This window comes from Edwardsiella piscicida, from assembly GCF_021733145.1.
Classification (GTDB): domain Bacteria; phylum Pseudomonadota; class Gammaproteobacteria; order Enterobacterales; family Enterobacteriaceae; genus Edwardsiella; species Edwardsiella piscicida.
This window is the reverse complement of record NZ_CP090968.1, coordinates 3,729,654-3,743,657: the sequence shown is the minus strand read 5'-3', so window position 1 is coordinate 3,743,657 and position 14,004 is coordinate 3,729,654. Positions and strand designations below refer to the sequence as shown.

At 56.0% G+C, this 14,004-nt stretch carries 13 protein-coding genes; all 13 read right to left on the bottom strand.

Going from position 1 to position 14,004, the window contains the following annotated elements:
* Positions 1-40: 40 nt before the first annotated feature.
* The gene (gene glmS / locus L1P05_RS17070) at positions 41-1,870 is read right to left on the bottom strand and encodes a glutamine--fructose-6-phosphate transaminase (isomerizing) (protein ID WP_012850329.1); all 1,830 of its coding nucleotides are present in this window, start codon (positions 1,868-1,870) and stop codon (positions 41-43) included.
* Between the two features lie 208 nt (positions 1,871-2,078).
* A complete protein-coding gene (gene glmU / locus L1P05_RS17065) occupies positions 2,079-3,449 on the bottom strand; it encodes a bifunctional UDP-N-acetylglucosamine diphosphorylase/glucosamine-1-phosphate N-acetyltransferase GlmU (RefSeq protein ID WP_034168674.1) in 1,371 nt (456 codons plus the stop codon).
* A 277-nt stretch (positions 3,450-3,726) separates the two neighbouring features.
* Complete coding sequence (locus tag L1P05_RS17060; protein ID WP_012850327.1) at positions 3,727-4,146, bottom strand: F0F1 ATP synthase subunit epsilon; 420 nt, start codon at positions 4,144-4,146, stop codon at positions 3,727-3,729.
* Positions 4,147-4,165: 19 nt separating this feature from the next.
* On the bottom strand, positions 4,166-5,548 hold the full coding sequence (gene atpD, locus L1P05_RS17055; protein WP_012850326.1) for a F0F1 ATP synthase subunit beta: 1,383 nt from the start codon (positions 5,546-5,548) through the stop codon (positions 4,166-4,168).
* A 34-nt stretch (positions 5,549-5,582) separates the two neighbouring features.
* Positions 5,583-6,446 carry a F0F1 ATP synthase subunit gamma gene (gene atpG / locus L1P05_RS17050; RefSeq protein WP_012850325.1) on the bottom strand — a complete coding sequence of 288 codons (864 nt, stop codon included), beginning with the start codon at positions 6,444-6,446 and terminating at the stop codon, positions 5,583-5,585.
* 62 nt (positions 6,447-6,508) lie between these two features.
* Complete coding sequence (atpA, locus tag L1P05_RS17045) at positions 6,509-8,050, bottom strand: F0F1 ATP synthase subunit alpha (protein ID WP_012850324.1); 1,542 nt, start codon at positions 8,048-8,050, stop codon at positions 6,509-6,511.
* 12 nt (positions 8,051-8,062) lie between these two features.
* Positions 8,063-8,596: a F0F1 ATP synthase subunit delta gene (gene atpH / locus L1P05_RS17040; RefSeq protein ID WP_012850323.1), complete on the bottom strand. Its 534-nt coding sequence runs from the start codon at positions 8,594-8,596 to the stop codon at positions 8,063-8,065.
* Positions 8,597-8,610: 14 nt separating this feature from the next.
* A complete protein-coding gene (gene atpF, locus L1P05_RS17035) occupies positions 8,611-9,081 on the bottom strand; it encodes a F0F1 ATP synthase subunit B (protein ID WP_012850322.1) in 471 nt (156 codons plus the stop codon).
* 60 nt (positions 9,082-9,141) lie between these two features.
* On the bottom strand, positions 9,142-9,381 hold the full coding sequence (gene atpE / locus L1P05_RS17030) for a F0F1 ATP synthase subunit C (protein WP_004093904.1): 240 nt from the start codon (positions 9,379-9,381) through the stop codon (positions 9,142-9,144).
* A 51-nt stretch (positions 9,382-9,432) separates the two neighbouring features.
* Complete coding sequence (atpB, locus tag L1P05_RS17025) at positions 9,433-10,251, bottom strand: F0F1 ATP synthase subunit A (RefSeq protein WP_012850321.1); 819 nt, start codon at positions 10,249-10,251, stop codon at positions 9,433-9,435.
* A gap of 40 nt (positions 10,252-10,291) precedes the next feature.
* The gene (atpI, locus tag L1P05_RS17020; protein ID WP_015462586.1) at positions 10,292-10,669 is read right to left on the bottom strand and encodes a F0F1 ATP synthase subunit I; all 378 of its coding nucleotides are present in this window, start codon (positions 10,667-10,669) and stop codon (positions 10,292-10,294) included.
* A gap of 650 nt (positions 10,670-11,319) precedes the next feature.
* Positions 11,320-11,940: a 16S rRNA (guanine(527)-N(7))-methyltransferase RsmG gene (gene rsmG, locus L1P05_RS17015; RefSeq protein WP_012850319.1), complete on the bottom strand. Its 621-nt coding sequence runs from the start codon at positions 11,938-11,940 to the stop codon at positions 11,320-11,322.
* A gap of 85 nt (positions 11,941-12,025) precedes the next feature.
* A complete protein-coding gene (gene mnmG, locus L1P05_RS17010) occupies positions 12,026-13,915 on the bottom strand; it encodes a tRNA uridine-5-carboxymethylaminomethyl(34) synthesis enzyme MnmG (RefSeq protein WP_012850318.1) in 1,890 nt (629 codons plus the stop codon).
* Positions 13,916-14,004: the final 89 nt, after the last annotated feature.

The window sequence follows — 14,004 nt, the reverse complement described above, 5'->3', positions numbered from 1 at the left end:
GGGGATGCCTAAGCATCCCCTGATAACTCACGATCGCGCTTTATTCTACGGTAACCGATTTAGCCAGGTTACGCGGCTGATCGACGTCGGTCCCCTTGATCAGGGCGACATGATAGGAGAGCAGCTGCAGCGGCACCGTATAGAAAATCGGTGCAATCACCTCTTCCACATGCGGCAGAGCGATAATGCGCATCCCTTCACTTTCGCTAAACCCGGCGCTCTGGGCGGCAAAAACGTACAGCAGACCGCCGCGAGCACGCACCTCTTCAATATTGGACTTTAGCTTCTCCAGCAGCTCGTTATTCGGCGCCACCACCACCACCGGCATATCGGAGTCGATCAGCGCCAGCGGACCATGCTTCAGCTCACCGGCGGCATAGGCCTCGGCATGAATATAGGAGATCTCCTTCAGCTTCAGCGCCCCTTCCATCGCGATCGGATACTGATCGCCTCGCCCTAAGAACAGCGCGTGGTGCTTATCCAGGAAATCTTCGGCCAGCGCTTCAATGCTACGATCCAGCGAAAGCATCTGATCAATACGGTTCGGCAACGCCTGCAGGGCATGGACAATCTCCTGCTCCGCCTCCGCAGACATACCGTGTAGACGACCAATACGCGCCACCAGCATCAGCAATACCGTCAGCTGTGTAGTAAAGGCCTTGGTTGACGCTACGCCGATTTCCGTGCCGGCGCGGGTCATCAGCGACAAATCGGATTCGCGCACCAGCGAGGAGCTGGCTACGTTACAAATCGCCAACGATCCCAAGTAGCCAATCTCTTTGGACAGGCGCAGCGCCGCCAGCGTATCGGCCGTTTCACCTGATTGAGATAGCGTTATTATCAAGCTGTTTTTACGCACGGCCGATTTACGGTAGCGGAATTCAGAAGCGATCTCGACATCACAGGGAACGCCAGCCAACGCTTCAAACCAGTAACGGGCCACCATACCGGAGTGGTATGACGTTCCACAGGCAATAATTTGGATATGCTCAACCTGCGACAGCAGGCGCTCACCGGCCTCTCCCAGCTCCTGCAGATCGATTTGACCGTGGCTAAAGCGCCCTTCAAGGGTGTTTTTGATCGCCTGCGGCTGTTCGTAAATCTCTTTCTGCATGTAGTGGCGATAAGCACCCTTATCCCCGGCGTCATACTGCACATTGGATTCAACTTCGGCACGCGCCACCGGCGCGCCGGCGGCGTCAAAGATGGTCACGCTATGGCGAGTCACCTCGGCGATATCCCCCTCTTCCAGGAAGATAAAGCGACGGGTAACCGGCAGCAGCGCCAGCTGATCGGAGGCCAGAAAGTTCTCCCCCATCCCTCGGCCAATCACCAGCGGGCTACCCGAACGGGCGCAGACCAGCGCCTCCGGGTGCTGACTGTCCATCACCACCGTACCGTACGCGCCGCGCAGCTGTGGGATGACCCGTTTAACGACCTCCAGCAGAGAACCTCCCTGGCGCTGTTCCCAGTTCACCAGGTGCGCAATCACCTCCGTGTCCGTCTCGGAGGTAAAGCGGTAGCCGCGCGCGATCAGCTGCGCACGCAGCGTCTCGTGGTTTTCGATAATACCGTTGTGCACCACGCTGATATGGCCGGAGACATGGGGATGCGCATTCTGCTCGTTCGGCTCGCCATGGGTTGCCCAACGGGTGTGGGCAATACCGGTGCCGCCGACCATCGGCGATTGAGCAACTGCGTCGCTTAATGCTTTGACCTTGCCTACGCGACGTAGACGCTGCATATGCCCCTGAGCGTCAACGACCGCCAGACCCGCAGAGTCATAGCCACGGTATTCCAGACGACGTAACCCTTCCAGCAGGATCTCTGCCACATCTCGCTGCGCTACCGCGCCAACAATTCCACACATAAGGTTTTATTCCTATAGCCAAACCGCCGCAGCGGTTTGTCGATGCCCGTATCGATCTGATTGATAAACGGCGCTGTGCGCCGCTGCCCCGAGCCTTGTAGAGAGTGGGGCGGATCCCTTTCGCGGGATCGTTATTATGTTTTTCCCTGTGCCCCGACGCGGGACACAGGGAAAAACCGCTGCGGCCGTTAGGCCGCAGCGTTCGCGATTATTTTTTCTTCACCGGCCGTTTCCAGCCACTGAGCTGCACCTGTTTCACCCGGCTGAGCACCAGCTCTCCGTCACCCACATTTTTGGTGACCGTCGTACCGGCGGCGATCGTCGCGCCGCGACCAACGGTTACCGGCGCCACCAGCTGACTGTCTGAACCGACGAAGACATCATCACCGATCACCGTCTGGTGTTTATTGGCGCCATCATAGTTGCAGGTAATGGTCCCTGCGCCGATATTTACCCCTGCGCCGATCTCCGCATCACCCAGGTAACTCAGATGACCCGCCTTAGAACCGCGCCCCAAGTGTGCCTTCTTCATTTCAACAAAGTTACCCACGTGCGCCTCCGCATCAAGGCAGGCGCCGGGGCGCAGACGAGCAAAGGGCCCCACGGTACAGGCCTGCGCTAACCGGGCACCCTCAATCACCGTATAGGGACTAATCACGCTATCATCGGCGATCTGGCAATCCTTCAGCACACAGCCGCTGCCGATATGCACTCGGTCTCCCAGCGTCACCTCGCCTTCGATAATCACGTTGGTATCGATCACCACATCGCGCCCGTGCACCAGCTCACCGCGCAGATCGAAGCGTGCCGGATCGGTTAGCATTACGCCGGCCAGCAGCAAACGCTGCGCCTGCTGCTGCTGATAGGCCCGCTCCAAGGCGGAAAGCTGCAGACGGTTGTTAACCCCCTCCACCTCGCTCAGGCGTTCAGGATGTACCGCCGCAATCTGCCGCCCTTCCTGATAAGCCATGGCGATAATATCGGTAATATAAAACTCGCCCTGAGCATTGTTGTTATCCAGGCGGGCAAGCCAGCGCTTCAGATCCGCGCCGTTGGCTACCAGAATACCGGTATTGATCTCATTGATACGACGCTGCGCTTCGCTGGCGTCCCTATGTTCGACGATCCCCACCACGCTATCGTTATGACGCACAATGCGACCATAGCCGCTCGGGTCGTCCAGCTTTACCGTCAGTAGACCGATTCCCCCCAGGGGCTTCGCCGCGATCAGGCGCTGCAGCGTCGCGGCCGAAATCAGCGGCACATCGCCGTACAGCATCAGGATATCTTCATCGTCGGAAAAATCAGGTGCCGCCTGCTGCATGGCATGACCGGTGCCCAACTGCTGAGCCTGCAGCACCCAGTTCAGCGGCTGGCCAGACAGATGCGACTTCAGCAGATCGCCGCCGTGGCCGTATACCAGATGTACCTGACGGGCGCCCAGCGTCAGCGCGCTGTCAATAACGTGCTGCACCATCGGCTTACCTGCCAACGGATGCAGCACCTTAGGAAGATCGGAATACATGCGGGTTCCTTTACCGGCGGCAAGGATGACCACGCTTAATGGAGATGTCGACATAAGCAATCTGATCCATTCAAATTGATGGGGTAAAGTAAACCCGTTCAGCGGCGGGATTACTACATATTTCTCTACTCAAAACGCGCGCAGGCCAGATGTACTGCGGGGATAGGGTGATGATAGATAACTTGGCAGGAGGGGGGCAAACACTCTCTTCGTCAATACGCTTTTTCGCGCGATTAGCCCAACAATTGCGCAGCGAATATCCAGGGAGAAGGCTTTTTTTAACGATAAAAAAAACCTCTCCACCGGGGAGAGGTTTTTTAGCGTCGTCTGCTTACATCATTTTTTTGGTCAATTCGATTACGCGAAGTTTGGCAATCGCCTTGGCCAGCTCTGCAGATGCCTGAGCATAGTCAACGTCGCCGTGCGAGCTGCGGATGTGTTCTTCTGCTTTACGCTTCGACTCCATCGCACGCGCCTCGTCGAGGTCCTGACCACGGATAGCGGTATCGGCCAGCACGGTAACCGCGCTGGACTGCACCTCAAGGATGCCGCCGGAAAGGTAGATAAACTCCTCCTCTCCGTGCTGTTTAACGATACGCACCATGCCAGGCTTAATGGCAGTAAGCAGCGGAGCGTGCCCCGGGTAGATACCCAGCTCACCTTCACTACCCGTCACCTGGATTTTCTGCACCAGCCCGGAGAACATCTGACGCTCCGCGCTGACCACATCCAGATGGAAAGTCATAGCCATATCACCCTCCTATCAGGCGTTACAGTTTCTTGGCTTTTTCCACGGCTTCGTCGATAGAGCCCACCATGTAGAACGCCTGCTCCGGCAGATGGTCATAGTCACCGTTCATGATGCCCTTAAAGCCCATGATGGTGTCTTTCAGCGAAACGTACTTGCCAGGAGAACCGGTGAACACTTCCGCAACGAAGAACGGCTGTGACAGGAAACGCTGGATCTTACGCGCACGGGCAACGACCAGCTTGTCCTCTTCAGACAGCTCATCCATCCCCAGAATGGCGATGATATCCTTCAATTCCTGATAACGCTGCAGAATGGACTGCACGCCGCGCGCGGTGTCATAGTGTTCCTGGCCCACCACCAGCGGATCCAGCTGACGGCTGGTGGAGTCCAGCGGGTCAACGGCCGGGTAGATACCCAGAGAGGCGATCTGACGGCTCAGAACCACGGTCGCATCCAAGTGCGCAAAGGTGGTTGCCGGCGACGGGTCAGTCAGGTCATCCGCAGGGACGTATACCGCCTGAACAGAGGTGATAGAGCCAGTTTTCGTGGAGGTAATACGCTCCTGCAGCACGCCCATCTCTTCTGCCAGCGTCGGCTGATAACCTACCGCTGACGGCATACGGCCCAGCAGTGCGGACACCTCGGTACCGGCCAGGGTATAACGGTAGATGTTATCGATAAACAGCAGAACGTCGCGGCCTTCATCGCGGAACTTCTCCGCCATGGTCAGACCGGTCAGCGCCACGCGCAGACGGTTTCCCGGCGGCTCGTTCATCTGACCATAGACCAGAGACACTTTGTCCAGTACGTTGGAGTCCGTCATCTCGTGGTAGAAGTCGTTACCCTCACGGGTACGCTCACCCACGCCGGCAAAGACCGAGTAGCCGGAGTGTTCGATAGCGATGTTACGGATAAGCTCCATCATGTTGACGGTCTTACCTACGCCAGCGCCCCCGAACAGACCCACCTTACCGCCTTTAGCAAACGGACAGATCAGGTCGATAACCTTGATACCGGTCTCCAGCAGCTCCTGGGAGTTGGACAGATCTTCGTAGCTCGGCGCCGCGCGGTGAATCGCCCAGCGCTCTTCTTCGCCGATCTCGCCCTTCATGTCGACCGGATCGCCCAGTACGTTCATGATACGGCCCAGCGTTGCTTTACCCACCGGCACTTCGATCGGGTGGTTTTGGTCTTCTACGTCCAGCCCGCGACGCAGGCCGTCAGAAGAACCCATTGCGATACAGCGAACGACGCCGCCGCCCAGCTGCTGCTGAACTTCCAGTACCAGTTTAGTGGCACCGCCTTTTACCTCCAGTGCGTTATACACCTTCGGCACGGCATCCTGCGGGAACTCCACGTCCACCACGGCGCCGATAACCTGGATAATCTTTCCAGTAGCCATCTTGAATCCTCTACGTAATTCGTAAACCTAGCTCTTAAACCGCAGCAGCGCCCGAGACGATCTCGGTGAGCTCCTGGGTGATGCTGGCCTGACGAGCCTTGTTGTAGACCAACTGCAGCTCTTTGATCAGGTTGCCGCCGTTGTCGGTTGCCGCCTTCATAGCAACCATTCGCGCGGCCTGCTCACTGGCCAGGTTTTCCACGACGCCCTGATAAACCTGCGATTCCACATAGCGACGCAGCAGGGTATCCAGCAGCGCCTTCGGATCCGGTTCATACAGGTAATCCCATGATTTCCGTTTCAGCTCCGCGTCATCTGCCTTGGGCAGCGGCAACAGCTGAAGGACCTGTGGTTCTTGGGACATGGTGTTGATGAACTTGTTGCTCACCACATACAGGCGATCCAGACGGCCTTCATCATAGGCCTGCAGCATCACCTTCACCGGACCGATCAGCTCGGACAGGGAGGGGTTATCCCCCATACCGGTGACCTGAGCGACAACGTTGCCGCCCACGGACCCAAAGAAAGAGACTGCCTTGGAGCCGATCAGCGCGAGATCGATATCCACGCCCTTCTGGTTCCACTCTTTCATCTCTGTCAGCAGCTTCTTGAACAGGTTAATGTTCAGGCCACCGCACAGACCACGGTCGGTAGAAACCACCAGATACCCCACGCGTTTAATATCGCGCTCTTCCAGGTACGGGTGTTTGTATTCCAGATTCCCCAGCGCAAGGTGACCAATCACTTTGCGCATGGTTTCTGCATAGGGACGGCTGGCCGCCATGCGATCCTGCGTTTTACGCATTTTGGAGGCGGCGACCATCTCCATCGCTTTTGTGATCTTTTGCGTGTTTTGCACGCTGGCGATCTTGCTACGTATCTCTTTCGCGCCGGCCATCTCTGCTTCTCCTCAAAACCTTTTACGGCCCACCGTATTACTGCCGGCAGGCCGTAAGGCTATTACCAGGACTGGGTTGCTTTGAAGGTATCGAGGATGCCTTTCAGCTTGCCTTCGATCTCGTCGTTATAAGCACCGGTCTGGTTGATTTGTTGCATCAGGTCGGCGTGCTCGCGATCAACGTAAGCCATCAGCGCCGCTTCGAAGCCGCCAACCTTCGCCAGCTCGACGTCTTCCAGGTAACCACGCTCAGCGGCAAACAGCACCAGCGACTGCGCAGCGACGGACATCGGCGCATACTGTTTCTGCTTGAGCAGCTCAGTAACCTTCTGGCCGTGGCTCAGCTGTTTACGCGTCGCATCGTCCAGATCAGAGGCAAACTGAGAAAACGCCGCCAGTTCGCGATACTGCGCCAGCGCGGTACGAATACCGCCGGACAGTTTCTTCATGATCTTGGTCTGCGCCGCACCACCCACACGGGATACGGAGATCCCCGGGTTTACCGCAGGACGAATACCGGCGTTAAACAGGTTAGATTCCAAGAAGATCTGGCCATCGGTAATCGAGATTACGTTGGTCGGAACGAACGCGGAAACGTCGCCAGCCTGGGTTTCAATGATCGGCAGCGCCGTCAGTGAACCCGTCTTACCCTTGACCTCACCCTTGGTGAAGGCCTCGACGTATTCAGCGTTAACGCGCGCTGCACGCTCCAGCAGACGGGAGTGGAGGTAAAATACGTCGCCCGGGAATGCTTCACGACCTGGCGGGCGACGGAGCAGCAGGGAGATTTGGCGATAGGCGACCGCTTGCTTAGACAAGTCATCATAGATGATCAGCGCGTCTTCGCCGCGATCGCGGAAATATTCACCCATCGCACAGCCGGCGTACGGTGCCAGGTACTGCAGAGCGGCGGATTCAGAGGCCGAGGCCACGACGACAATGGTGTTAGCCAGCGCACCGTGCTCTTCCAGCTTACGCACCACGTTAGCGATGGTAGAAGCCTTCTGACCGACGGCAACGTAGATACACTTGATGCCGGAATCACGCTGGTTGATGATGGCATCGACGGCCAGCGCGGTTTTACCGGTCTGACGGTCGCCGATGACCAGCTCACGCTGACCACGACCGATTGGGATCATGGCATCCACGGACTTATAGCCGGTCTGTACCGGCTGATCGACCGACTGACGCTCGATAACGCCCGGGGCGATGGCTTCAACGGCGGAGAACCCGTCGTGCTCGACCGGCCCTTTACCGTCGATCGGCTCACCCAGGGTGTTCACCACGCGGCCCAGCAGACCACGGCCTACCGGAACTTCCAGAATACGGCCGGTGCACTTGACCTTCATGCCTTCGGCAAGGTCAGCGTAGGGCCCCATCACTACCGCACCCACAGAGTCGCGCTCCAGGTTCAGTGCGATAGCGTAGCGGTTGCCCGGCAGCGCGATCATTTCGCCCTGCATGACGTCCGCCAGACCGTGAACGCGGATAATCCCGTCGCTCACGGAGACGATTGTACCTTCGTTGTGAGCTTCGCTCACCACGTCGAACTGAGCAATGCGCTGCTTGATCAGTTCGCTGATTTCGGTGGAATTCAGTTGCATGCTCCAGTCCCCTTAAGACTGCAAGACGTCTGTCAGGCGATCCAAACGGCCGCGAATGCTGCCATCGATCACCAGGTCACCCGCGCGGATAACCACGCCGGCCAGTACAGACTTATCAATTTTGCAATTCAGCTTCACTTTACGTGACAGACGTTGTTCCATTGCGGCGCTGATTTTATCCAGCTGCGCCTGAGTCAGGGGCGCTGCAGAGGTGACTTCCACATCTGCCGTCGCTTCCATCGCATCACGCAGTGCAATAAACTGCTGCAGCACGTCAGGAATAACCTGTAAACGTCCGTTTTCCGCCATCACTTTAATGAAGTTCTGACCGGATTCATCGAGCTGGTCACCGCAAATATCAATGAAAAATGCCGCAAGGGTCTCCGGAGCCAAGGCACCGGACAACATTTCGGCCACGCTTTCATTGCGGGTCACCTCAGCGCTGAACGCCAGCATATTCTGCCAACGATCCAGGCTGTTATGCTCAACAGCAAAGTCAAAAGCTGCTTTGGCGTAGGGGCGAGCTACCGTGATAAATTCAGACATCGGCCCCTCCCTCCTTACAGTTCAGCGACCAGTTTATCGACGATGTCGCTGTTCGCAGCTTCATCCACGGAACGTTCAATAATTTTCTCGGCACCGGCGATTGCCAACATGGCGACCTGTTTACGCAGCTCTTCACGGGCACGCTTGCGTTCGGCATCGATTTCAGCCTGCGCCTGCGCGACGATCTTGGCACGTTCCTGTTCTGCTTCAGCCTTCGCCTCATCGATGATCTGAGACTTACGCTTGTTCGCCTGCTCGATGATCACCTGTGCGTCAGCCTTGGCTTTCTTCAGCTGGTCGGTCGCATTGGCCTGCGCCAAGTCCAGATCTTTCTTCGCACGCTCTGCGGAAGAGAGACCGTCAGCAATTTCTTTCTGACGCTTCTCAATGGCGGCCATAAGCGGCGGCCATACATACTTCATGCAGAACCAGACGAACAGGACAAACGCGATGGCCTGGCCGAGGATTGTTGCGTTAAGATTCACAGCACAATGCCTCTTAAATTAGTTAATCGGTTTGGTTGGCGTTAACGGGGAGAACCCCATTTACGCGACGGCAAACATGACGTACAGACCCAGACCAACCGCAATCATCGGGATAGCATCCACCAGACCCATTACGATAAAGAACTGTGTACGCAGCAGCGGGATCAGGTCCGGCTGACGCGCGGCGCCTTCCAGAAATTTACCACCCAGGATGCCGATACCGATCGCAGCACCGATTGCCGCCAGGCCCATCATCACAGCGGCAGCCATGTACAGCAGATCCATACTCAGGTTTTCCATGACAGTCTCCAGTTTGTTTCAGTTAAACGCAGTAGTGTTGTTAAAAAATAATCAGTGCTCTTCAGACGCCATCGACAGATAGACGATCGTCAGAACCATGAAGATAAAGGCTTGAAGCGTAATAATCAGGATGTGGAAAATAGCCCATGGAACGTTGAGCAACCACTGTGACCACCACGGCAACAGACCGGCAATCAGGATGAAAATCAGCTCGCCGGCATACATGTTACCGAACAGTCGCAAACCGAGGGAGACCGGCTTGGACAACAGGCTGACGCCTTCCAGAATCAGGTTGACGGGAATAAAGATAGGATGATTGAACGGCTGCAGGGTCAACTCCTTAACGAAGCCCCCTACCCCTTTCATCTTAATGCTGTAGAACAGGATCAGGATAAATACCCCAAGCGCCATCGACAGGGTGATATTGACATCCGCCGACGGCACCACGCGCAGCGCAGGCAGCCCCATCCAATGCTCAGCGATGTACGGCAGGAAATCGATGGGAACCAGATCCATCAGGTTCATCAGGAAGACCCAGACGAAGATGGTTAGGGCCAGCGGCGCGATCAGCTTGCTCTTACCGTGATACATGTCGCGCACGCTGCCATCGACGAAGCCGATAATCAGCTCAACGGCGGTCTGAAACTTACCCGGCACACCGCTGGTTGCATTCTTGGCGACTTTACGGAACAGAGCCAAAAAGATCAGGCCCAGAACCACAGAGAAAAACATGGAGTCGATGTTCAGCGTCCAGAAAGATGCTGGGCCATCGTGCGGATTCACCAGCTCAAAAGTACGCAGATCCAACTGAAGGTTGTTCAGATGATGACCGATGTACTCTTGTGGCGTAGAGATTTCTCCTGCAGACATGATGCCTCTTACCCTTTAAGTAGTTAATACGGTAACTGTTTTAATTACGACTAATAAATGCCGGCGCTGCTACCTGCACCACCAGCACCGCAATGTAAGTCAGGCCAAGCGGAAGAAAAACCGCCTTAAACCACCCCAGCGACACGATAAGCAGGGCTATCGTGCAGACCATTTTAAGCGCCTCGCCCAGAGCGAATGCCCAAGCAATACGCCCCTCAGCCCGCGCTTCGGCCCGCGAACGCGAGGCAAACAGCATAAACACGGCGTTGGGTAACCAGGCGGAAAGCCCGCCCAATAGTGCGGACTCTCCCCAGCCTACCGATTTTATCGACAGGCAGATACTGAATAGAACAAAGGTCACTAGCTGTAGAATCAGCAAGTTACGTGCGATCTTCCCGCCATAAAGCGCTCCAGACATGACGTTTGCTCTCTCCGTACCCCCCAGGAGGTATGCTGATTTGAGTGACGTAATAAAACTGCCTTTACGAGGCTGAGTCAAGCCAGAAAAACGTGAAAATTATACGGTGCATCCCTACAAATTCAATGTATAAGTAGCCAAAAAGTGAATAGTAATTTAAATATTTTCACGATTTATCACCGAACACACAGAATCGACGAAATATCCTTTTTGTCCAATACATAACACAATTCCAATCTTACATTTTTACTCTGGTGAATGATCACAGAATAAAGCAGTAAAAAAGCCTATATACCATAGGGTTAAGGCTGTTTTTTAGCCAATATTGCCAATATAGACATTTAAAATCATAAAGTTAGTCGATTAACCCATCAATCTACAGCTCAAAACCAAATGGAAACAGCCTGTTGACATATCGATCCCCTCTTCTCCGCACGCCCATAACCGGAAAACAATTCGGCAAAAGCGCACGGACAGAGGGCGATCGCGACCGGGTTAACCGTCCTTAGGCAAGAGGATCATCACGCAAATATTGTAAACAGATGGTAAACAAATAAAATATATGTCTACAAATGATTCAAGCTATTAAAGATTGATCCGCTCACTTGCTATGCAATGGTTTTTTTAGCTTTTTTTGACAAAAAACAAAATTAATCGGATTTTAGTACCACCAGATGGCGTTCCCCTTCCAGCGTGGGCACCTGCAGGCGGATCAGTTGCTCCACGCTAACGCCGGCCGGCAGATTTTGCAGCTCATCCTGCGGAACCCCCCCTTTCAGGGCATAAAAACGTCCGCGGTGCGCGGCGGGAAGGTGGTGACACCAAGACACCATATCCTGCAAAGAGGCAAAGGCACGGCTGATCACGCCGTCAAAAGGCGGCTCAGCGACAAACGCCTCAACCCGGCTCTGCACCGGCTCAATATTGTCCAGGTGCAGCTCATGCTGGACCTGGCGCAAGAAACGAACCCGCTTGCCCAAGCTATCCAGCAGCGTGAAGTGGGCATCAGGGCGCACGATGGCCAGAGGGATCCCCGGCAGACCCGGCCCGGTTCCTACATCGATAAACCGCTGCCCCTGCAGATAAGGGTTCACGACGATGCTGTCCATGATATGGCGTACCAGCATATCGCGCGGATCGCGTACAGAGGTCAGGTTATAGGCCTTATTCCACTTATCCAGCAGGGATACGTAGCCCAGAAGACGTTGTTTTTGCTGATCGGTTAACGAAATGCCGGCCTGCGCCAGCAGCGTGTCCAGTTGCTTGTTCACGGTATATACCTCAATCAAAGCCGGCCGTCTTAAAGACGGCCGGTCGTGAAGAATGGCCGCTGCTTGGCGGCCTATGGGCGCGCCGCTACAGGCTGCGACGCAGCATTCCCTGCTTCTTCAGCCACACCAGCAGAATCGAGATCGCCGCGGGCGTAATGCCGGAAATCCGCGATGCCTGACCGATAGAGCTGGGTTTATGGTCGTTAAGCTTCGCGATCACCTCATTGGACAGGCCGTTGACCTGACGATAGTCCAAGTCGGCCGGCAGCCGCGTATTTTCGTTACGCTGCTGCTTTTCAATTTCGTCCTGCTGGCGGGCAATATACCCTTGGTATTTAACCTGGATCTCCACCTGCTCAGCCGCCTGACGATCCGCCAGCGGCGGGGAGAACGGAGACAGCGAGGTCAGCGTGGCGTAATCCATCTCCGGCCTACGCAGGAGATCCTCACCGCTGGCCTCGCGCGACAGCGGGGTTTTTAGCAGTGCGTTCACCTCTGCCGCCTGTTCACCCTGCGGGTGTACCCAGGTTTCACGTAAGCGCTGGCGTTCACGCTCCATATTTTCCAGCTTCTGGTTAAACTGCGCCCAGCGCACATCGTCTACCAGACCCAGCTCACGGCCTATCGGGGTCAAACGCAGGTCGGCGTTATCTTCACGCAGCATCAGGCGGTACTCCGCCCGTGAGGTGAACATGCGGTAGGGCTCCTTGGTGCCCAGAGTACACAGATCATCCACCAGCACGCCAAGGTATGCCTCGTCGCGACGCGGCGCCCAGCCGTCTACATCGGCGGCACAGCGCCCAGCGTTCAGGCCTGCCAGCAGACCCTGCGCCGCCGCCTCTTCATAGCCGGTGGTGCCGTTGATCTGACCGGCGAAGAACAGCCCCTGAATGTATTTGCTCTCCAGGGTAGGTTTCAAATCTCGCGGATCGAAGAAATCATATTCAATCGCGTAGCCCGGACGCACAATGCGGGTATTTTGCATCCCCTCCATCGACCGTACGATGGCCATCTGAACGTCAAACGGCAGGCTGGTGGAGATCCCGTTAGGGTAGATCTCATTGCTGCTCAGTCCCTCCGGCTCCAAAAAGATCTGGTGCGCATTACGATCGGCAAAGCGCATCACCTTATCTTCGATCGACGGACAGTAGCGTGGGCCGATCCCCTCGATGATCCCGGCATACATCGGGCTGCGATCCAGATTACTGCGGATCACCTCATGAGTATGTTCGTTGGTGTGCGTGATATAGCACGGTACCTGGCGCGGATGCTGGCTGGCATCACCGAGGAAAGAAAATACCGGCGCCGGGTTGTCGCCGTGCTGCTGCGCGAGCACGCTGAAGTCGATGGTTCGCGCGTCAAGACGCGGCGGTGTGCCGGTTTTCAGGCGGTTTACCCGCAGCGGTAATTCGCGCAGGCGACGGGCCAGTCCGATAGAGGGCGGATCGCCAGCGCGACCACCGCTGTAGTTTTCCAGACCGATATGGATCTTGCCGTTCAGGAATGTGCCGACCGTGAGAACCACGGCTTTTGCACGGAACTTTAGCCCCATTTGGGTAACTGCGCCGACGACGCGATCGTTTTCAACGATCAGATCCTCTACGGCCTGTTGAAAGATCATCAGGTTGGGCTGGTTTTCCAGCGCCATGCGTACCGCTTGACGATACAGTACGCGATCGGCCTGTGCTCGGGTTGCGCGTACCGCGGGTCCCTTGCTGCCGTTGAGGATCCTAAACTGGATCCCGCCTTTGTCGATCGCCTGAGCCATCAGACCCCCCAGGGCATCGACCTCTTTTACTAAGTGCCCCTTACCGATACCGCCAATAGCTGGGTTGCAGGACATATGTCCGAGCGTATCGATATTATGTGTTAATAACAGGGTCTGGCGGCCCATACGGGCAGAGGCCATGGCCGCTTCGGTACCGGCATGGCCGCCACCGATGATGATGACGTCAAAGGGATCGGGGTAAAACATGGTACTACACCTCGCGCTAACCGAAAGGCTCTCAACGATCGTTATTTGCCTAGGGGTGGGGATTCTACTCAAGTTTAGGCGCAGGTCCA